Here is a 19,462-nt window from a genome sequence, read left to right on the forward strand (position 1 = left end):
GCGGCATTCTACTGGAATTGAGGAGCGCTATGGATATCACTGAACTGCTGGCTTTCAGCGCCAAACAGGGAGCGTCCGACCTGCACCTGTCCGCTGGCCTGCCGCCAATGATCCGTGTCGACGGCGATGTGCGACGCATCAACCTGCCGGCCCTGGACCATAAGGAAGTGCATGACCTGATCTACGACATCATGAACGACCTCCAGCGGGTGGACTTCGAGAAGCATCTTGAAACCGACTTTTCCTTCGAAGTGCCCGGCGTGGCGCGTTTTCGGGTCAATGCCTTCAACCAGAATCGTGGTGCGGGCGCGGTATTCCGGACCATCCCTTCCAAGGTCCTGAGCATGGATGACCTGGAGATGGGGGAAGTGTTTCGCAAGATTACCGAAGCGCCCCGGGGCCTGGTGCTGGTGACCGGCCCGACCGGTTCCGGCAAGTCCACCACGTTGGCGGCGATGATCGATTACCTGAACAACCATCGCCATCACCACATCCTCACCATCGAAGACCCGATCGAATTCGTCCATGAATCGCGCAAATGCCTGATCAATCAGCGCGAAGTCCATCGTGATACCCGCAGTTTCGCCACGGCGTTGCGCTCGGCCCTGCGCGAAGACCCGGACGTGATTCTGGTAGGGGAAATGCGTGATCTGGAGACTATTCGGCTGGCGTTGACTGCCGCCGAAACGGGTCACCTGGTATTCGGCACGCTGCACACCACGTCGGCGGCGAAAACCATCGACCGGGTGGTGGATGTGTTTCCGGGCGACGAGAAATCGATGGTGCGTTCAATGCTCTCCGAGTCATTGCTGGCGGTGGTGTCGCAGACATTGATCAAGAAAATCGGCGGCGGGCGAATTGCCGCCCACGAAATCATGCTCGGCACTTCGGCGATCCGTAACCTGATCCGCGAAGACAAGGTGGCGCAGATGTACTCGTCGATTCAGACCGGAGGGTCGCTGGGGATGCAGACGCTGGATATGTGCCTGAAGGAGTTGGTGGCCAAGGGCGTGATCAGTCGCGAGCATGCGCGGGAGAAGGCGCGCTCGCCAGATAATTTTTGAGGAGAGCAGCGCGGGACCTGTGGCGAGGGGGCTTGCCCCCGTTCGACTGCGAAGCAGTCGCAAGCTCGGGCAATGCGGTCTTTCTGATAAAACTTGGTAGCGGGTATTGGGGCCGCTTCGCAGCCCAACGGGGGCAAGCCCCCTCGCCACAATCAAATCAGCGCTGAACAACCCGCAATTCGTTCTGTTCTTTCGGCAGAACCCGCTTGGCAACCACGTAGTGGCTTTCCCAGTACGGTTTCTTCAGGGTGTCGATGGTCACCGACTTGCCACGGCGTGGTGCGTGGATGAAGCGGTCGTTGCCCAGGTATATGGCAACATGATTGACCCGACGGCTCTTGATGTTGAAGAAAATCAGGTCGCCTGGCTTCAGATCGTTGCGATCGACCTTCTCGCCATGACCGCTGGCCATGGCGTTGGATGTGCGTGGCAGGTCAAACGTGGCATCGTTGAACGCGTATTTCACCAGACCGCTGCAATCGAACCCTTTACTTGGGCTGCTGCCACCCCAACGATAAGGCGTACCGAGTACGTTTACCGCGCGGCTCAGCACGTTGCTGCTTTCCTTGGTCGCCATCGGCGGGACCAGCTTGCTGTTTACGCTGCTCAGTTGGCTGGAGCGTTTTACGGTCTGTTTGTTTTTGCTCGAAGGAGCAGAAACATGGGATTTTGGGGTGTAACCATTAACGTTAGGAAGACGTTGCTCACGATTGGTGGCGTGGGCGGCCAGGGGCAATAATAGGCAAATGGTTAGCCATGTCTTGAAAAATGGACGCATTAGGCAGGGCTCATATGGGTGAACGCGCAACTTTATAACAGCTTTTTTGGCCCTTCCGAGGCCGTTGGTCGATTCAGGCGGCGGGCCACGGAACTAAAAAAGCGGCAAAATTGACGCAGTTGTCGGACAAAAGTCAGGTATTACAAGGCTTTGGCAGGAATGAAGTTAGCATTTGCCGTATGTCGGCCGCCTGTAAAAAAGTCACAAAGAATTCAAGAATATTTCTCTATCGTGTGAGTCGAGGTCATCCATGAACACCTATCAACACCCCGTTTCAGAGCAAGACACACACAGCAAAGTGATTGGTTACCTGTTGTGGATTTTCGGTTTTACCGGGGCTCACCGCTTCTATTACGGCAAGCCGGTGACCGGGACAATCTGGTTTTTCACCTTCGGTTTGCTGGGTATCGGCTGGCTGATCGACGTGTTTCTGATTCCGGCCATGGATCGTGAAGCGGACCTGCGCTTTACCGCTGGCCCCATCGAATACAACGTTGCGTGGATTCTGCTGACGTTTCTGGGGGTGTTCGGTGTGCACCGGATGTATCAGGGGAAGTGGATCAGCGGGTTGCTGTACCTGGTGACGGGTGGGGTGTTCTTTCTGGGGGTGTTGTATGACTTCTGGACGTTGAATGACCAGGTGTCTATTCGCAACGCGCAGAACCGCTGATTAATTGTGGCGAGGGGGCTTGTCGGAACGCCGCACCGCCCCGTTCGGCTGCGTAGCAGTCGCAAATCAGCAATGGAGTTCTGTCTGAAGGAATCCGGTTGCCAATAATGGGGCCGCTTCGCAGCCCAACGGGGGCAAGCCCCCTCGCCACAGGTGTTAAGCCTGGTGGCTGATCCGCCCATCCACCAGGGTGTAACGCACCACGCCCGGCAGGCTGTGGCCAATGAACGGGCAGTTTTCGCCCTTCGACAGCCAGGTTTCACCGGCCACGGTCGAGGCCGCGGGGTCGAACAGCACGATATCTGCCGGCCCACCTACCGCCAGCTTGCCCGCCGGCAGACGCAATGCTTCGGCAGGGCCTGCGCCCAAGCGTGCGAGCAGCGTTGGCAGATCCAGCAAACCGTCTTCCACCAATGTCATCGCCAGCGGCAGCAGCAGTTCAACACTGCTGATGCCCGGCTCGGTGGCACCGAACGGTGCCAGTTTGGCATCGCGCTCATGGGGCTGGTGATGGCTGGAGATGGCCGAGACCACCCCCGACTTCACCGCTGCCCGCAGGCCGTCGCGGTCGGCGCGGGTGCGCAGTGGCGGCTGGACGTGATAGAGGCTGCTGAAGTCGATCAGCGCTTCGTCGGTGAGGATCAGCTGATACAACGCCACGTCCGCCGTGACCTTCAGGCCACGGGCCTGGGCTTGGGCGATCAGCGCCACGCCGCGGGCGCTGGTGAGCTGGCTGAAGTGCGCACGCACGCCGCTTTGCTCGACCAGCAGCAGATCGCGGGCCAGGGCTACGGTTTCAGCGGTTTCCGGAATGCCCGGCAAACCGAGGAAACTCGCAGTCGGGCCTTCGTGAGCCAAGCCACCTTCGGCCAGATCATGGTCCTGCGAGTTGAAAATCACCGTCAGGTCGAACGTCGCCGCGTATTCCAGCGCCCGGCACAGGGTGCGGGTGTTGCGGAAGCTCTCCAGACCGTTGCCGAAGGCCACGCAACCGGCATCGCGCAGCGCAACGAGTTCGGCCAGCTGTTCGCCATCCAGGCCTTTGCTCAGGGCGCCGATCGGGAAGACTTTGGTGTTGCCGGCTTCGCGGGCACGGTCGAGGATCAGTTCGGCCACGGCCGAGGTGTCCAACACCGGTTTGGTTTTCGGTGGGCAGCACAGGCTGGTCACGCCACCGGCAGCCGCTGCGCGGGTTTCGCTGGCGATCGAGCCTTTGCGGCTGTAGCCCGGCTCGCGCAGGGCAACGTTCAGGTCAACCAGGCCGGGGGCGGCCACCAGACCTTTGGCGTCGATGGTGTCTACTGCAACGAAACCCGCCGGAGCGGCGCCAAGGGCGACGATCTTGCAGGCTTCAACGTGGATATCAGTCACTTGATCCAGGCCGCTGGCCGGATCGATAACGCGTGCGCCGAGAATGCTGAGCTTCACTGGGCGTTCTCCTGCTCGAATTGGCGCTGGGCTGTTTGCCCGCTCATGGCCATGGACAGCACGGCCATACGAATCGCGATGCCGTAGGTTACCTGGTTGAGGATCACCGAGTGCGGGCCGTCGGCCACCGCTGACTCAATTTCCACCCCACGATTGATCGGCCCCGGGTGCATGACGATGCAATCCGGTTTGGCCCCGGCCAGGCGCGCGGTGGTCAGGCCGAACAGACGGTAGAACTCGCCTTCGCTCGGCAGCAGGCCGCCGGTCATGCGTTCACGCTGCAGGCGCAGCATGATCACCACGTCGACGTCTTTCAGGCCTTCGGTCATGTCGGTGTAGACCTTCACGCCGTATTGCTCGATGCCGATCGGCAGCAGGGTTTTCGGCGCGATCACGCGGATGTCCGGGCAGCCAAGGGTTTTCAGGGCCAGCATGTTCGAGCGCGCTACCCGCGAGTGCAGGATGTCGCCGACGATGGCCACCGAAAGGTTTTCGAAGCCGCCCTTGTGCCGACGGATAGTGAGCATGTCGAGCATGCCCTGGGTCGGGTGGGCGTGACGGCCGTCGCCACCGTTGATGATCGCCACTTGCGGGCAGACATGCTCGGCGATGAAGTGCGCCGCGCCGGAATCACCGTGACGCACGACGAACATGTCGGCGGCCATGGCTTCCAGGTTGCGCAGGGTGTCGAGCAGGGTTTCGCCCTTGCTCGCCGACGACGTCGACACGTTCAGGGTGATCACGTCGGCCGACAGCCGTTGGGCCGCCAGTTCGAAGGTGGTGCGGGTGCGGGTGGAGTTCTCGAAGAACACGTTGCACACGGTCTTGCCGCGCAGCAGCGGGACTTTCTTCACCGCCCGGGCGCCAACCTCGAGGAACGAGTCAGCGGTGTCGAGGATTTCCGTCAGCAGCTCGCGGCGCAAACCGTCGAGCGAGAGGAAGTGGCGCAGCTGGCCCTGATCATTGAGCTGCAGCGGGCGCTTGGTTTCTAGAGGCGTCATCGCGAGGGGGACTCTCAATAGGGCGAAATTAAAGGGCGAGGTCTTGAAGTTCGAGCTTGAGTTCCGGGCCGGACAGTTTCACTCGTTCGTGGGCCGCCAGCGACAGTGTCGCGCCAACCACGTTCGGGCGGATCGGCAGCTCACCGGCGTCCAGGTCCAGCAGGCATACCAGCGTCACACTGGCCGGACGGCCATAGTCGAAGAGTTCGTTCATCGCGGCGCGAATGGTCCGACCGCTCATCAGCACGTCATCGATCAGCACCAGGTGCTGGCCTTCGATCTCGAACGGCAGCGCCGATGGGCGTACTTGTGGGTGCAGGCCGTTCTGGCTGAAGTCGTCGCGGTAGAACGAAACGTCCAGGGTGCCCAGGGGCGAATCGCTGCCCAGTTCATCGAGCAATGCCTGAGCGACCCAGACGCCACCGGTCCGAATGCCGATATAGCGCGGTTCACTGATGCCACGGTTTTCCAGATAAGCCTTGAGACGGATCGCCATCTGGCTGATCAGTTCGGCGGGATTGGGCAGGCTCATGGTTTGCTCCTTCTTTGTCCCGAGCCGGATGCCGCTTGAGTGGTGGCTCGGGTTGTAGCTAAGGGAGACGCCGCAGCGACTCTTCAGAATTAGGTGCGGTCAGGATTCGAACAGCGCGCTGTTTTCGTCGAGCCAGCCTTGCAGCAGCAGGGCGGCGGCGATGGCATCGACCGGGTTGTCGCGGTAACTGCCTTTCTGGCCGCCCCGGACCAGGCGTTCGCCCTTGGCCTCGAAGGTGGTCAGGCGCTCGTCGTGAGTATAAAAGGGCAGGTTGTAGCGGCCGTTCAGGCGGCGGGCGAACTTCTCGGCCCGCAGGCACATGTCGCTCGGCGTGCCGTCCATGTTCAGCGGCAGGCCGACCACCACGGCGTCGGGTTTCCACTCTTTGATCAGGGCTTCGACCTGATTCCAGTCAGGAATGCCGTTTTGCGCCTTCAAGGTGCACAGCTCGCGGGCCTGACCGGTAATCACCTGACCGACCGCAACGCCGATCTGTTTGGTGCCGTAGTCGAAACCCAAAATCAACCGCAGGGCCATCAGGCGTGCCCCGCCTGGCTGGTGAGCAGGCTGAGATTGACGCCCAGGTGTTTGGCCGCCGCTTCAAGACGTAATTCGCTGCTGGTGTTGAACAGGATGTCGGCATCGAACGGGCAGGTCAGCCAGGCGTTGTCGGCCAGTTCGGCTTCCAATTGCCCGGCTTCCCAACCGGCGTAGCCGAGGGTGATCAGGCTTTTCGCGGGGCCGACGCCATCGGCGATGGCGAACAGCACGTCCTGGGAGGTCGACAGGGACAGCTCGCCTTCCAGATCAACGGTCGCCTGAAAAGATTTGCCCGATGGGTGCAGGACAAAACCGCGATCGGTTTGCACCGGGCCACCCATAAAGATCGGCACGTGCTGGCAGAGCACTGGCGGTTCGATATCGGGGCGCAATTGCTCGAGGATATCGGCCAGGTTCAGGTCCTGCGGGCGGTTGACCACCAGCCCCATGGCACCATTGGCCGTGTGCTCGACGATGTAGGTCAAGGTGTGCGCAAAGTTCGGGTCGGCCATGTGAGGCATGGCGATCAGGAAGTGATGCTTGAGGTAGCTGGGGCTGACGTTCTTCATGAGCGCTAGTGTGGCGTTGGAGGGGCGAACTGACAAGCCGAGGATGCCGCAATTTGGCAGTCGACACCGATCAAATGTGGGAGCGAGCCTGCTCGCGATGACGGCGGCACAGTCAAAATTAAAGTGTCAGACAGACCGCCATCGCGAGCAGGCTCGCTCCCACAAGGGATTTGCGATGGTCAGTTACTGGAGAGTCTGTCCCCACGCGCAAACTTCCACGTCCGAATAATTTCCAGTCGGTCGATATCTGACAGATCCCCGGTAAACGGTGCAAACGGTGCCGCGAGCCGCACGATGCGCTGCGCCGCCTGGTCCAGCAGCGGCTGGCCGGAAGACTCCAGCACCAGCACTTCATACAGCGAGCCGTCGCGGTTGATCGAGACCATCAGTCGCAAATTGCCGTAAATCTGTTTGCGTCGTGCCTCGTCGGGGTAGTTGAGGTTGCCGATGCGCTCGACCTTCTTGCGCCATTCATCCTTGTACCAGGCACCCTTGTCGCGCATGGTCGATGCGGCGCTCAAGCGGTGGATGCGCGGGCGCTTGGCGTACAGCTGTTGTTCGTTGGCCAGCTCGGCTTCCAGGCTGGCGATGTCGCTGGACAACTGCGAGCTGTCGAACGTCGGTGCCGCCACTTGGGGTTTGGCTTGGGGCTTGGGTTCTTCAGTCTTGGTTGCGGCTTTTTTCGGCTTCGGCGCGACGGTGGTCACAGACGCTTTGGGCGCGGCTTCCTGCACTTGAGGCTTGGCCGCCGGCGGTGGGGTGACTTGTTGCACCTTGTTGTCCTGGAATGGCGCGACCTCGGTGGTCTTGGGAATCGCCTTTTTATCCAGGGTGCCGCTGCCTTCCTGGTTTTCCTGGGCAAGAAAGTCTGCTTTCGCAGGCTTCTTTTCACTTTTGAACGTGGCGAGGGTGATTTCCAGGGTTTTGCTGATTTGCTGGGGTTCGACCATGGTGAACCCGACGCCCAACAACAAGGCCAAGTGAATCAACGCCGCCAGAAACAGGGTAAAACCGAGGCGATCGGCCGGGCGCACGCCGTGATGGGCGAGTTCAGCGGGCAGATCGGACGGGAGTGTCATAACAAGAAAACCAACATCGCGTTTTTTACAGGCCGGGGATGATAACGCAATGTTGGTTGTCTCTATCAACGAGCCTTGAGCTTCTGATCGATGGCATCCATCAGAAGGCCACCAATGTCGGTGCCGAACGCGTTGTCGATCTCGCGAATGCAGGTCGGGCTGGTGACGTTGATTTCGGTCAGATGTTCACCGATCACGTCGAGGCCGACGAACAGCAGGCCTTTCTCACGCAGGGTCGGGCCGACTTGCGCGGCGATCCAGCGATCTTTCTCGGTCAGCGGTCGGGCTTCGCCACGGCCACCGGCGGCGAGGTTGCCACGGGTTTCGCCTGCGGCCGGAATCCGGGCAAGGCAGTAATCTACCGGCTCGCCGTCGATCATCAGGATGCGTTTGTCGCCATCAACGATCGCCGGCAGGTAACCCTGGATCATGATCTGCTGCCGACCATGCAAGGTCAGGGTTTCGAGGATCACCGACAGGTTCGGGTGGCCAGCGGTGTGACGGAAGATCGACGAGCCGCCCATGCCGTCCAGCGGCTTGAGGATCACGTCACCGTGATGGTCGGCGAATTCACGCAACACGTCCGGGCGACGGCTGACGATGGTCGGCGGTGTGCACTGCGGGAACAGCGTGGCGAACAGCTTTTCGTTGCAGTCACGCAGGCTTTGCGGCTTGTTGACCACCAGTACGCCAGCATTTTCCGCTTGTTCCAGCAAATACGTGGAGTAGACGAACTCCATGTCGAACGGCGGATCCTTGCGCATCAGGATCACGTCCAGATCGCTTAGCAGCGCATCGCTTTCGGCACCCAGCTCAAACCATTTTTCCGGGTTGGCGAACACCTTCAGCGGACGCATCCGCGCGCGCGCTTCGCCTTCAGCCTGATACAAATCGCGCTGTTCCATATAGAACAGTTCCCAGCCACGCTTTTGCGCGGCCAGCAGCATGGCCAGCGAGCTATCCTTTTTATAGGAGATGCTGGCGATAGGATCCATGACAATCCCGACGCGAACGCTCATGGGGTTTTCCTCGAAATTGGGGTGGAAAGTGTTGTGAAAAAGTGGCGTCAGAGTGGCGCTGAGTGGGTTCCCGGTCAAGGAAAAACCACCGCCAGGGTCGCCCGATAGATTGGATGGGGAGACTGTGCTAAAAAGGCTGCCATGCCGTGTTGGCCCTTAAGTATCAAGGGTTTCGAGCCAACGGTGAGCGGCAAACGGACAAATTGATTCACAAAGGCGACGGTAGAGCCACTATGGAACAGCATTCCAGCGCCTTGAAGGTCATGGTGATCGATGATTCGAAAACGATTCGTCGCACCGCCGAAACGCTGTTGAAAAACGTGGGCTGTGAAGTCATCACCGCAATCGATGGTTTCGATGCCCTGGCCAAGATTGCCGACAATCACCCCGGCATCATCTTTGTCGACATCATGATGCCGCGTCTGGATGGTTATCAGACCTGCGCTTTAATCAAGAACAACAGTGCGTTCAAGTCCACGCCAGTGATTATGCTGTCGTCCAGGGACGGGTTGTTCGACAAGGCCAAAGGCCGGATCGTCGGTTCCGACCAGTTTTTGACCAAGCCTTTCAGCAAGGAAGAACTGCTGAACGCGATCCAGGCCCATGTACCGGGCTTCGCCGCCGTTTCGCCGCAGTAGGACACGCACAGTGACGCTCGGCCATGGGGCCCGGTGTCGACAAGAATGGGGAAGACCATGGCACGTATTCTGATCGTCGATGATTCGCCGACTGAAATGTACAAACTGACCGGCATGCTCGAAAAGCACGGTCATGAAGTGTTGAAAGCCGAAAACGGCGCCGACGGCGTGGCCCTGGCCCGTCAGGAAAAACCCGACGCGGTGCTGATGGACATCGTCATGCCCGGCCTCAACGGTTTCCAGGCGACCCGTCAGCTGACCAAAGACCCGGAAACCGGGCACATTCCGGTGATCATCATTACCACCAAGGATCAGGAAACCGACAAAGTCTGGGGCACGCGCCAGGGCGCCAAGGACTACCTGACCAAACCGGTCGACGAAGACACCCTGATCAAGACCCTGAACAACGTGCTGGCCGGTTGATCGTCCGGTCATGACCGAGTCGCTGACGGCTTTCGAACTGCTGCTGCAGATTGACCAACGCTGTCGTCTGCTGGCGGCGGACTTGCCGTCCCAACCGACCCGACAGGACAGCTGGAGCGGCATCGGCTTTCGCTTGGGCGAGCATTGGTACGTCGCGCCCATGGGCGAAGTCAGCGAAGTCCTGCACGAACCGCGCGTTACACAATTGCCGGGGGTCAAACCCTGGGTCAAGGGCGTGGCCAACCTGCGCGGGCGATTGCTGCCGATCATGGATTTGAGTGGCTTTATCGGTCATGAACTGTCGAATCTGCGTAAGCAGCGGCGGGTTTTGGTGGTGGAGCACAACGAGGTGTTTGCCGGGTTGCTGGTCGATGAAGTGTTCGGCTTGCAGCACTTTGCCCAGGACAGCCTGGAACCGGTAGATACCTTGAGCGGCCCGATTGCACCGTTCATCAAAGGCCGGTTTCAGCGTGAGCAGAGTTGGCAGGTGTTCAGCCCGTTTGCGTTGGCGCAATCACAGAGCTTCATGAACGTAGCTCGGGGCGACGCCGCAATCCTGTAGGAGCGAGGCTTGCCCGCGAAGAACGATAACGCGGTGTTCCTGCGGGACCGCAGCGCCTGCTTCGCGGGCAAGCCTCGCTCCTACAAGGGCATTGAGTGAATTGAGCAGGACAGGCGAGGACCGATGATAAAAGCTAAAACAGGCAAGCCAGAAGGGTCGCGCAGTCGGTCGCAGATCATCGTGCTGTTCATCGCGCTGATCGTCTTCATCATGCTGCTGTTCGCCAACTTCGCGTACCTCAACACCCAGGCGAATTACGACAAACAGTACATCGGCCACGCCGGTGAGCTGCGCGTGCTGTCCCAACGCATCGCCAAGAACGCCACCGAAGCCGCCGCCGGCAAGGCCGCGGCGTTCAAGTTGCTCAGCGATGCGCGCAACGACTTCGCCCAGCGTTGGGGCTATCTGAAGAAAGGCGATCCTTCCACCGGCCTGCCGCCGGCACCGTCCACCGTGCGCCCGGAAATGCGCGCTGTGCAGCTGGATTGGGAGCGTCTGCTGAAAAACACCGACGCCATCCTCTCCAGCGAGCAGACCGTGTTGTCTTTGCATCAAGTCGCCGCAACGCTGGCCGAAACCGTGCCGCAGTTGCAGGTCGAGTATGAGAAGGTCGTCGAAACCCTCCTGCAGCGTGGCGCCCCGGCCACCCAAGTGGCGATGGCCCAGCGTCAGTCGCTGCTGGCCGAGCGGATTCTTGGTGCGGTGAATACCGTGTTGTCCGGCGATGAAAATTCGCAGCAGGCGGCCGACGCTTTCGGTCGCGACGCGGCGCGTTTCGGCCTGGTGCTCAACGGCATGCTTCAGGGCAATGCGGCGCTGAAAATCAGCCAGGTCGAAGACCGTGATGCACGCGCCCGGTTGACCGAGATTTCCGAACTGTTCGAATTCGTATCGGGTTCGGTGGACGAAATCCTCGAAACCTCGCCGGAGCTGTTCAAGGTCCGCGAATCGGCCACCAACATCTTTACCCTGTCGCAAACCCTGCTCGATGAAGCCTCGCACCTGGCCAGCCGTTTCGAAAACCTCGCCGGCGGGCGCAACACCGATACCATCGGCGGCTATGTGCTGGGCTTGCTGGCGCTGATGTCGATCATCCTCATCGGCCTGGTGATGGTGCGTGAAACCAACCGTCAGCTGCGTGAAACCGCTGAGAAGAACGAGCGTAACCAGAACGCGATCATGCGTTTGCTGGACGAAATCGAAGACCTTGCCGACGGCGACCTGACCGTGACCGCCTCGGTGACCGAAGACTTCACCGGCACCATCGCCGACTCGATCAACTATTCCGTCGACCAACTGCGCGATCTGGTGGCGACCATCAACCTCACTGCCGGCCAGGTCGCCGCCGCCGTGCAGGAAACCCAGGCCACCGCCATGCACCTGGCCCAAGCCTCGGAGCATCAGGCGCAGCAGATTTCCGAAGCCTCCACGGCGATCAACGATATGGCTCAGTCCATCGATCAGGTCTCGGCCAACGCCGCCGAATCCTCAGCGGTGGCCGAACGCTCGGTGGAGATCGCTAACAAGGGCAACGAAGTGGTGCACAACACCATTCATGGCATGGACAATATTCGCGAGCAGATTCAGGACACCGCCAAGCGCATCAAGCGGCTGGGTGAGTCTTCTCAGGAAATTGGCGACATTGTCAGCCTGATCGATGACATTGCCGATCAGACCAACATCCTCGCCCTCAACGCGGCGATTCAGGCGTCCATGGCCGGTGACGCCGGGCGCGGTTTTGCGGTGGTGGCCGACGAAGTACAGCGTCTGGCCGAACGTTCATCCGCGGCGACCCGGCAGATCGAAACGCTGGTGCGGGCGATTCAGGCCGACACCAACGAAGCGGTGATTTCCATGGAACAGACCACCACCGAAGTGGTGCGCGGCGCGCGTCTGGCGCAGGATGCCGGGGTGGCCCTGGAAGAAATCGAAGGCGTATCGAAGACCCTCGCGGCATTGATCCAGAGTATTTCCAACGCCGCGCAGCAACAGACTTCGTCGGCCGGCCAGATTTCCCTGACGATGAACGTGATCCAGCAGATCACCACGCAGACCTCGTCCGGCTCCACCGCCACCGCCGAGAGCATTGGCAACCTGGCGAAAATGGCCAGCCAGCTGCGGCGTTCGGTGTCCGGTTTCACCTTGCCGGCCGCTAAAGCGCAGGCTGCGGACAAAGCTTGAACCGCCTCAGGGCGTATGCATTTGATTGGAGTAGTTATGGGTGATCGGCACGACTATGTGGCCCTCGAGTGGGTCAAAGGCGAGATTGCCGAAACGCTGAAACAGGCTCATCAGGCGATCGAAACCCTGATCGACGATCCACAGGCGACGCACGCCCTGAGTGAGTGTCTGGCCTGTGTCCATCAGGTTCACGGTAGCTTGCAGATGGTCGAGTTCTACGGCGCGGCCCTGCTCGCCGAAGAGATCGAGCAGTTGACCAGCGCCTTGCAGCAGAACCGCGTCAGCCATCGCGACGAGGCGATCCATCTGTTACTGCAAGCCCTGGGGCAATTGCCGACTTACCTCGACCGGGTGCAAGGCGCCCGTCGTGACTTACCGCTGGTGGTGTTGCCGCTGCTCAACGACCTGCGCAGCGCCCGTGGTGAAAGCCTGTTATCGGAAACCAGCCTGTTCAGCCCGCAGCTGCCGGAGCTGCTACCTCTGGGCCCAGAGGCCCTGGCGCTGCTGGAACCGTCCGACTTGCCGAACGTGCTGCGCAAATTGCGGCAGATGTTGCAGATGGCCCTGGTCGGCTTGTTGCGCGAGCAGGATGACGAAACCCACTTCGGTTATCTGGGCAGGGTTTTTACGCGCCTCGAAGCGCTGTGCGACAACGCGCCGCTGAGCCCGTTATGGCAAATCGCTTCGGCACTGGTCGAAGGCATGCGTAATGGCTCGATTGCCAACAGCCCGGCGTTGCGCAGTCTGTTCAAGGATGCCGATAAAGAGCTCAAGCGTCTGCTCGAACAAGGCATGTCCGCAATCAATCAACCGGCACCGCCGGAGCTGCTCAAGAGTTTGTTGTTCTATATTGCCAAGGCCGAACACCCCACCGGGCAGATGCTGACCATGAAAGATCGCTACTCACTTGACGATGCGCTACCCGACGGCGCGATGGTCGATGAAGAACGGGCAAGGCTGGCCGGCCCTGACCGCGACGCCATGCGTTCGGTATTGGCGGCGCTGTGCGAAGAGCTGGTGCGGGTCAAGGAGCGTCTGGACTTGTTCGTGCGCAGCGACCGTCAGCACACCTCGGACCTCGAAAGCCTGCTGGCGCCCCTGCGGCAAATCGCCGACACCTTGGCGGTGCTCGGTTTCGGCCAGCCGCGCAAGGTCATCATCGATCAACTGGCAGTGGTGCTGAGTCTCGCTCAGGGCCAGCGTGAACCCAACGACGCGACCCTCATGGACGTCGCCGGGGCCTTGCTTTACGTCGAAGCGACCCTGGCCGGCATGGTCGGTACCGTGGAGCCGGAAAGCCAGGAAGATAGCCGTCTGCCGACCACCGACCTGACGCAGATCCATCAGATCGTGATCAAGGAAGCGCGCATTTGCCTGCAACAGGCCAAGGACATGATCGTCGACTACATCGACGCCGACTGGGACCGCCAGCATTTGCAACCCTTGCCGGCGTTGCTGACCCAGGTGCGCGGTGCGTTGGCGATGATTCCGTTGGCCCGCGCGGCGAGCCTGGTCGAGACCTGCAACGGCTTCATCCGCGAACATCTGCTGGTGGACCCGGGCCAGCCCGGCTGGCAGCAACTGGACAGCCTGGCCGACGTCATCACCAGCATCGAGTATTACCTGGAGCGCCTCAGCGACGACCCCGAAGCACCGGGGGAACACCTGCTCGATGTCGCGGAAAAGGGCCTGGCCTCACTCGGCTTCTTCCCCAGCGAACAAAAGGTGCCGATGCTCAAGGATGTGCTCAGCCCCAGTGAAGCCCTGGTCATGCAGGACATGCAGGAATTGGACGACCCCGAAACCGTTCAGTCTCTGGCCGATGTGCTGGCTAGCCCGGTGTCGTCCGTCAACCCGCCAGCTCTGACCACGCCGGGCAGCCTGTTGCCGCCGCCCGCCGGTGAAGAACCGGTGGACGATGAACTGCGGGACGTCTTCCTCGAAGAGACTGACGAGGTGCTGGAAGTCCTCGAGGAGTATCTGCCGCGCTGGTCGGCCAGTCCCGACAGCACATCGGTCTTGAGTGAATTACGTCGCGCCTTCCACACCCTCAAAGGCAGTGGCCGGATGGTCCGTGCGCTGGTGCTGGGTGAGTTGGCCTGGGCGGTGGAAAACCTGCTCAATCGCGTGCTTGAACACAGCGTTGCACCTTCGCCTGCGGTGCAACAACTGGTGGGTGATGCGCTGAAGCTGTTGCCGGAACTGGTGGCCGAGTTCGCCGCCAATGCCCAGCGCCAACGCAACGATGTCGATCAATTGGCCGCCCGCGCCCATGCCCTCGCCAAGGGTAATAAGCCGGTGTCCGATGAGGACGTGCAGGATGTCGCGGCGCTCGATCCACTGTTGCTGGAGATCTTCCGCAACGAAGCCGAAACCCATTTGAGCAGCCTCAACCGCTTCCTCGACCAAGCCGCCGAGCACGTACCGCTTCAGGCCAGCGACGAGTTGCAGCGGGCATTGCACACCCTGAAGGGCAGCGCCTCGATGGCCGGCGTGCTGCCGATTGCCGAGCTGGCGGCGTCGCTGGATCAACTGGCCCGGGAGTACAAGGCGCACCGGATTGCCCTCGACCTGGACGAAGTTGAATTGCTGCTGGAAGCCGAAGGACTGTTCCGCCTTGGGCTGCGACAACTCAAGAGCGACCCGCTGGCTGAAATCCCCGACGCCCGCTCATTGATCGAGCGAACCCACGCAGTGCTGGCCGAGCGTCTGCAAAGCCTGTTGAGCGCGCCCAATACGAAGCTGCGCATCAAGCGCGATCCGCAACTGATCAACAACTTTCTTGCCCAGGGCATGGACATCCTGCTGGACGCCGAAAGCCTGTTGCAGCGCTGGCAGCAGCATCCCGGCGAGCGACAGGAACTCAGCGCGCTACTGGACGAACTGACCACCCTGGGCGAAGGCGCGCACCTGGCCGATCTGCATCCGGTGGATGAACTCTGCGAAGCATTGCTCGACCTCTATGGCGCTGTGGAAGAAAGCAGCCTGGCGGTCAGTGACAGGTTTTTCCACGAGGCACAAAGTGCCCATGAAGCGCTGATCAACATGCTCGACGAACTGGCCGCCGGCCAGGAAGTCACTGCGCAACCGCAGCGGGTGCAAGCCTTGCGCGACTTGCTCGATGAGAGTCTCGATCCATCCGCCATGGGCCTGATTCGCAGTGACGGCAGCCGTACCCTGAGCATCCGCGAACTGGGCAGTGCCACGACAGAGCTGGAACAGACCGCGACCCAGGTTGAGCTGGACGACGAAATCGTTTCGATCTTCCTTGAAGAGGCGGTGGATATCCTCGAGAGCGCTGGCCAGGCCTTGCAGCGCTGGCTGAGTGACCCGGACAACGCCGCGCCGCTGTTGTCCTTGCAGCGCGATTTGCACACCCTCAAGGGCGGTGCGCGGATGGCCGAGGTCGAACCGGTCGGTGATCTGGCCCATGAACTGGAAAGCCTTTACGAAGGCCTGGTGGACCGCCGTTACAGCCACAGCGAAGCGCTGGCGCAATTGCTGCAACAGAGCCATGACCGACTGGCCGCGTTCCTTGATCAGTTGCAGCACAACCGTCCATTGGGTGATCCGGGCGAGTTGATCGCGGCCATTCGTGAGTTTCGCCAGGGCAATGCCGGCAGCGCCGAGGTGATCGAACCAGCGGTCAGCCATGACTCGGCGGGCCATGATCCCGAGCTTCTGGAAATCTTCCTCGAGGAAGGTTTCGACATCATTGAAAACTCCGGCGCGGCACTGTTGCGCTGGCAGGCCGAGCCGTCGAATCGCCAGGAAATGGAAACCCTGCTGCGCGACTTGCACACCCTCAAGGGCGGCGCGCGAATGGTGGAGATTGCACCGATTGGCGACCTGGCCCATGAACTGGAATTTCTCTACGAAGGCTTGTCGGCGGGCGTGCTGCAACCCACCGCCGAGCTGTTCTCGCTGTTGCAACGCAGCCATGACCGACTGGCGCAGATGCTCGACGCCACCCGCGCCGGTCAGCCGTTGCCGCCGGCCGATCGGCTGATCGATGCGATCAAGAATTTCAGCCATCCGGCGGTGCCCGAGACATCGGCACCCGTGACGCTGCCCGTAGTGCCTAAAGCCGAGCCAACCGCGCTGCAACCGGAAGGCACCGACACGGTCAAGGTCTCGGCGGAATTGCTCGACGACCTGGTCAATCTGGCCGGGGAAACTTCAATCTTCCGTGGCCGCATCGAACAACAGGTCAACGACGCACGGGTGGCGCTGAGCGAGATGGAAACCACCATCGAGCGCATGCGCGACCAATTGCGCCGCCTCGATACCGAAACCCAGGGGCGGATTCTCAGCCGTCAGCAAGTCGAAGCCGAACGCCTGGGCTACGAAGAGTTCGACCCGCTGGAGATGGACCGTCACTCGCAGCTGCAACAGTTGTCACGAGCGCTGTTCGAGTCTGCCTCCGACCTGCTCGACCTCAAGGAAACCCTCGAGCGGCGCAATCACGACGCGGAAAACCTGCTGCAACAACAAGGCCGCATCAACACCGAATTGCAGGAAGGCCTGATGCGTACGCGCATGGTGCCGTTCGAGCGAATGCTGCCGCGTTTGAAGCGCATCGTTCGTCAGGTCTCCAGCGAACTGGGCAAGGACGTGGACTTCGTCGTCGGCAACGCCGAAGGCGAGATGGACCGCAACGTCCTCGAACGCATGGCCGCGCCACTGGAACACATGCTGCGCAACGCCGTCGACCATGGGCTGGAATCTGCCGAGGTGCGTATCGCGGCGGGTAAACCGGCCCAAGGCAAGATCACCCTCGACTTGTCCCGAGAGGGTGGCGACATCATTTTCGACATCCGCGATGACGGTGCCGGCGTGCCTTTGGACGCCGTGCGGCGCAAGGCGATCAAGCGCGGGTTGCTTGACCCGGACAGCGACATCAGCGACCGCGACGTGCTGCAATTCATCCTGCAACCGGGGTTCTCCACAGCCGAGAAAATCACTCAGATATCCGGGCGTGGCGTCGGCATGGATGTGGTTCACGAAGAAGTCCGGCAGCTCGGCGGCAGTATGACCATCGACTCTGTGCCGGGGCAGGGCGTGCATTTCCGGATTCGCCTGCCGTTCACCGTGTCGGTCAACCGTGCGCTGATGGTGCAGTGCGGGGAGGATCAATACGCGATCCCGCTGAACACCATCGACGGCATCGTGCGTGTATTGCCCAACGAACTCGAAGGGCATTACCGGCTCGATCCGCCGACCTACGAATACGCCGGGCAACGTTACGAGTTGTGCTATCTCGGTGAACTGCTGAAAACCAGTACCCGCCCGAAACTGCTGGGCCAGAGCCTGCCGTTGCCGGTGTTGCTGGTGCAATGCAACGAGCGGCATGTCGCGGTGCAGGTGGATGCCATGGCCGGCACCCGGGAAATCGTGGTCAAAAGCCTTGGCCCGCAGTTCGCCGCGGTGCAGGGTTTGTCCGGCGCGACGATTCTCGGTGATGGCCGGGTGGTACTGATTCTCGACTTGCTGGCGCCGATCCGCGCCATGCAAGCACAGGTGCCGAAGCGGCCTGTGACTCAAGACGTAGAGCCCGAGCCGCAACGGCCATTGCTGGTGCTGGTGGTCGACGATTCGGTCACCGTGCGCAAGGTCACCAGCCGTTTGCTGGAACGCCACGGCATGAACGTGCTGATCGCCAAGGACGGTGTCGACGCGATGTTGCTGCTCGAAGAACACATGCCCGACCTGATGCTGCTGGACATCGAAATGCCGCGCATGGACGGCTTCGAAGTGGCGACCCAGGTGCGCGCCGACGAGCGCTTGCGGCATCTGCCGATCATCATGATCACCTCCCGTACCGGCCAGAAACACCGCGACCGCGCCATGGCCATCGGCGTCAACGACTACCTCGGCAAGCCATACCAGGAATCGGTGCTGCTCGACAGCATCGCCCGGTGGAGCAAAACCCATGCATGAACACCGCTCCAGCAACCTCACTGGCCTGCTGCTGCCCCTGGCCGACCGCAACCTGATCCTGCCCAACGTCGCCGTCGCCGAACTCATCGATTACCAACCTGGCGCTTTCGATCTCGATACACCACCGTGGTACCTGGGACGGGTGACGTGGCGGGAACGACAGATTCCGTTGCTAAGTTTCGAATCGGCGTGTGGCAACAAAGTGGTGATCGGTGAGCGGGCGCGGATCGTCATCCTCAATGCCCTTGGCGGGCGGCCTGAGCTGAAGTTCATTGCGCTGCTGGTGCAGGGGATTCCGCGGTCTTACAAACTCGACAGTCAGTTGAGCTATGTGGATGTGCCGTTGTGTGCGCTGGAACAGGCGGCGGTGCAGGTGGGGGAGCAAGTGGCCAAGGTGCCGGATTTGTTGGCGCTGGAAGAATTGCTTGTGAGTGCTGGGTTGGTCTGACTGGCCCCTTCGCGGGCTAGCCTCGCTCCTACATTGGATCTGCGGCGTGCACAAAACCGTGTAGGAGCGAGGCTTGCCCGCGAAGGCGGCCTCCAACTTACCAAAGACCTGGCTGTTAAACCCCGGCCCGAGCCTTCATCTGCAACGACTCATGATGATCCAGCACTCGCTCCACCAACAACTGCACGCCATCGGCCAAACGGCTGAGCGCCAAGGCTACAGAGCGGCGTGAGCCTTCCACATCGTCCGCCAGATCGGCGGCAATGGCGCTGATGGACAGCAGGTCTTCGGAGGCATTGGCCAGAAGGGCTTCGGTGTCGATATCGGGGGAGACGGTGAAGAGCTGGGATTTACGGCGTTTGGCCGGTTTTTCGTGGGGTGACGGGAAGTAATGGGAGAGGGCGCGGTCGGCGGCTTCCTTCATTTTTTCTGCATCGAGGGATGCTTGGGAATCGGCGTCGGTTTCCGGGGGATTGGGAGTAGCTTTGAACATAGTGAAGCTCCATTTAATGAGTTTCAGCTGCTCCATCGGGTTCCAATCGAAGGGGTGGCAGCTGTACGCGGGCTGGAACCCGGGCAAACGGACAAAA

Annotated in this window: 17 protein-coding genes; 8 read left to right on the forward strand and 9 right to left on the reverse strand. The window is 60.9% G+C overall.

Translation table 11 applies throughout. The annotated features are described in order from the left end of the window. Positions 1 to 29 precede the first annotated feature (29 nt). Positions 30 to 1,064: a type IV pilus twitching motility protein PilT gene (locus PMI30_RS22445; protein WP_008007426.1), complete on the forward strand. Its 1,035-nt coding sequence runs from the start codon at positions 30 to 32 to the stop codon at positions 1,062 to 1,064. Positions 1,065 to 1,221: 157 nt separating this feature from the next. Here the strand turns inward: PMI30_RS22445 and PMI30_RS22440 are convergent, their stop codons facing one another. Then, positions 1,222 to 1,842 carry a C40 family peptidase gene (locus PMI30_RS22440; protein WP_008007429.1) on the reverse strand — a complete coding sequence of 207 codons (621 nt, stop codon included), beginning with the start codon at positions 1,840 to 1,842 and terminating at the stop codon, positions 1,222 to 1,224. Positions 1,843 to 2,092: 250 nt separating this feature from the next. Between PMI30_RS22440 and PMI30_RS22435 the strand changes: the two genes are divergently transcribed. Then, positions 2,093 to 2,512 carry an NINE protein gene (locus tag PMI30_RS22435; RefSeq protein WP_008007431.1) on the forward strand — a complete coding sequence of 140 codons (420 nt, stop codon included), beginning with the start codon at positions 2,093 to 2,095 and terminating at the stop codon, positions 2,510 to 2,512. A gap of 156 nt (positions 2,513 to 2,668) precedes the next feature. Here the strand turns inward: PMI30_RS22435 and PMI30_RS22430 are convergent, their stop codons facing one another. The 7 genes from PMI30_RS22430 to gshB all read right to left on the reverse strand — a co-directional run bounded on the left by PMI30_RS22430 (position 2,669) and on the right by gshB (position 8,680). Then, the gene (locus PMI30_RS22430) at positions 2,669 to 3,940 is read right to left on the reverse strand and encodes a dihydroorotase (RefSeq protein ID WP_008007433.1); all 1,272 of its coding nucleotides are present in this window, start codon (positions 3,938 to 3,940) and stop codon (positions 2,669 to 2,671) included. Continuing rightward, on the reverse strand, positions 3,937 to 4,941 hold the full coding sequence (locus PMI30_RS22425) for an aspartate carbamoyltransferase catalytic subunit (protein ID WP_007897943.1): 1,005 nt from the start codon (positions 4,939 to 4,941) through the stop codon (positions 3,937 to 3,939). The genes PMI30_RS22430 and PMI30_RS22425 overlap by 4 nt, the downstream gene beginning before the upstream one ends. 28 nt (positions 4,942 to 4,969) lie before the next feature. After that, on the reverse strand, positions 4,970 to 5,473 hold the full coding sequence (gene pyrR / locus PMI30_RS22420; RefSeq protein WP_007897945.1) for a bifunctional pyr operon transcriptional regulator/uracil phosphoribosyltransferase PyrR: 504 nt from the start codon (positions 5,471 to 5,473) through the stop codon (positions 4,970 to 4,972). Positions 5,474 to 5,572: 99 nt separating this feature from the next. Further along, entirely contained in the window at positions 5,573 to 6,010 is a 438-nt protein-coding gene (ruvX, locus tag PMI30_RS22415; RefSeq protein WP_008007435.1) for a Holliday junction resolvase RuvX, read from the reverse strand. Next, positions 6,010 to 6,582, reverse strand: a complete 573-nt coding sequence (locus tag PMI30_RS22410) for a YqgE/AlgH family protein (protein WP_007897948.1) — start codon at positions 6,580 to 6,582, stop codon at positions 6,010 to 6,012. The genes ruvX and PMI30_RS22410 overlap by 1 nt, the downstream gene beginning before the upstream one ends. A gap of 179 nt (positions 6,583 to 6,761) precedes the next feature. Further along, a complete protein-coding gene (locus PMI30_RS22405; RefSeq protein WP_008007438.1) occupies positions 6,762 to 7,661 on the reverse strand; it encodes an energy transducer TonB in 900 nt (299 codons plus the stop codon). A 65-nt stretch (positions 7,662 to 7,726) separates the two neighbouring features. Further along, positions 7,727 to 8,680 carry a glutathione synthase gene (gshB, locus tag PMI30_RS22400; RefSeq protein ID WP_008007440.1) on the reverse strand — a complete coding sequence of 318 codons (954 nt, stop codon included), beginning with the start codon at positions 8,678 to 8,680 and terminating at the stop codon, positions 7,727 to 7,729. Between the two features lie 233 nt (positions 8,681 to 8,913). Here gshB and pilG point away from each other — a divergent pair, with 233 nt between their 5' ends. The 6 genes from pilG to PMI30_RS22370 all read left to right on the forward strand — a co-directional run bounded on the left by pilG (position 8,914) and on the right by PMI30_RS22370 (position 18,872). Beyond that, entirely contained in the window at positions 8,914 to 9,318 is a 405-nt protein-coding gene (gene pilG, locus PMI30_RS22395; RefSeq protein WP_007939368.1) for a twitching motility response regulator PilG, read from the forward strand. A gap of 57 nt (positions 9,319 to 9,375) precedes the next feature. After that, positions 9,376 to 9,741, forward strand: a complete 366-nt coding sequence (gene pilH, locus PMI30_RS22390) for a twitching motility response regulator PilH (protein WP_007897961.1) — start codon at positions 9,376 to 9,378, stop codon at positions 9,739 to 9,741. A gap of 10 nt (positions 9,742 to 9,751) precedes the next feature. Beyond that, positions 9,752 to 10,303: a chemotaxis protein CheW gene (locus tag PMI30_RS22385; protein WP_008007442.1), complete on the forward strand. Its 552-nt coding sequence runs from the start codon at positions 9,752 to 9,754 to the stop codon at positions 10,301 to 10,303. Between the two features lie 123 nt (positions 10,304 to 10,426). Continuing rightward, entirely contained in the window at positions 10,427 to 12,484 is a 2,058-nt protein-coding gene (locus PMI30_RS22380; RefSeq protein ID WP_008007444.1) for a methyl-accepting chemotaxis protein, read from the forward strand. A gap of 36 nt (positions 12,485 to 12,520) precedes the next feature. After that, positions 12,521 to 18,424 carry an Hpt domain-containing protein gene (locus PMI30_RS22375; RefSeq protein ID WP_008007446.1) on the forward strand — a complete coding sequence of 1,968 codons (5,904 nt, stop codon included), beginning with the start codon at positions 12,521 to 12,523 and terminating at the stop codon, positions 18,422 to 18,424. Then, positions 18,417 to 18,872, forward strand: coding sequence for a chemotaxis protein CheW (locus tag PMI30_RS22370; RefSeq protein WP_008007448.1), 456 nt, complete (start codon positions 18,417 to 18,419; stop codon positions 18,870 to 18,872). The genes PMI30_RS22375 and PMI30_RS22370 overlap by 8 nt, the downstream gene beginning before the upstream one ends. A gap of 115 nt (positions 18,873 to 18,987) precedes the next feature. Here the strand turns inward: PMI30_RS22370 and PMI30_RS22365 are convergent, their stop codons facing one another. Then, positions 18,988 to 19,365, reverse strand: coding sequence for a DUF6124 family protein (locus tag PMI30_RS22365; protein WP_032835040.1), 378 nt, complete (start codon positions 19,363 to 19,365; stop codon positions 18,988 to 18,990). Positions 19,366 to 19,462: the final 97 nt, after the last annotated feature.

This window comes from Pseudomonas sp. GM50 (assembly GCF_000282375.1).
Taxonomy (GTDB): Bacteria; Pseudomonadota; Gammaproteobacteria; order Pseudomonadales; family Pseudomonadaceae; genus Aquipseudomonas.

Bases quoted from the DNA above. Each gene is read 5' to 3' on its own strand.
- PMI30_RS22445 (WP_008007426.1), top strand. From the start codon at position 30: ATGGATATCACTGAACTGCTGGCTTTCAGCGCCAAACAGGGAGCGTCC.
- PMI30_RS22385 (WP_008007442.1), top strand. From the start codon at position 9,752: ATGACCGAGTCGCTGACGGCTTTCGAACTGCTGCTGCAGATTGACCAA.
- PMI30_RS22375 (WP_008007446.1), top strand. From the start codon at position 12,521: ATGGGTGATCGGCACGACTATGTGGCCCTCGAGTGGGTCAAAGGCGAG.
- PMI30_RS22440 (WP_008007429.1), bottom strand. From the start codon at position 1,842: ATGCGTCCATTTTTCAAGACATGGCTAACCATTTGCCTATTATTGCCC.
- PMI30_RS22405 (WP_008007438.1), bottom strand. From the start codon at position 7,661: ATGACACTCCCGTCCGATCTGCCCGCTGAACTCGCCCATCACGGCGTG.
- pyrR (WP_007897945.1), bottom strand. From the start codon at position 5,473: ATGAGCCTGCCCAATCCCGCCGAACTGATCAGCCAGATGGCGATCCGT.
- PMI30_RS22365 (WP_032835040.1), bottom strand. From the start codon at position 19,365: ATGTTCAAAGCTACTCCCAATCCCCCGGAAACCGACGCCGATTCCCAA.
- ruvX (WP_008007435.1), bottom strand. From the start codon at position 6,010: ATGGCCCTGCGGTTGATTTTGGGTTTCGACTACGGCACCAAACAGATC.
- gshB (WP_008007440.1), bottom strand. From the start codon at position 8,680: ATGAGCGTTCGCGTCGGGATTGTCATGGATCCTATCGCCAGCATCTCC.
- pilG (WP_007939368.1), top strand. From the start codon at position 8,914: ATGGAACAGCATTCCAGCGCCTTGAAGGTCATGGTGATCGATGATTCG.
- PMI30_RS22425 (WP_007897943.1), bottom strand. From the start codon at position 4,941: ATGACGCCTCTAGAAACCAAGCGCCCGCTGCAGCTCAATGATCAGGGC.
- pilH (WP_007897961.1), top strand. From the start codon at position 9,376: ATGGCACGTATTCTGATCGTCGATGATTCGCCGACTGAAATGTACAAA.
- PMI30_RS22435 (WP_008007431.1), top strand. From the start codon at position 2,093: ATGAACACCTATCAACACCCCGTTTCAGAGCAAGACACACACAGCAAA.
- PMI30_RS22380 (WP_008007444.1), top strand. From the start codon at position 10,427: ATGATAAAAGCTAAAACAGGCAAGCCAGAAGGGTCGCGCAGTCGGTCG.
- PMI30_RS22410 (WP_007897948.1), bottom strand. From the start codon at position 6,582: ATGAAGAACGTCAGCCCCAGCTACCTCAAGCATCACTTCCTGATCGCC.
- PMI30_RS22370 (WP_008007448.1), top strand. From the start codon at position 18,417: ATGCATGAACACCGCTCCAGCAACCTCACTGGCCTGCTGCTGCCCCTG.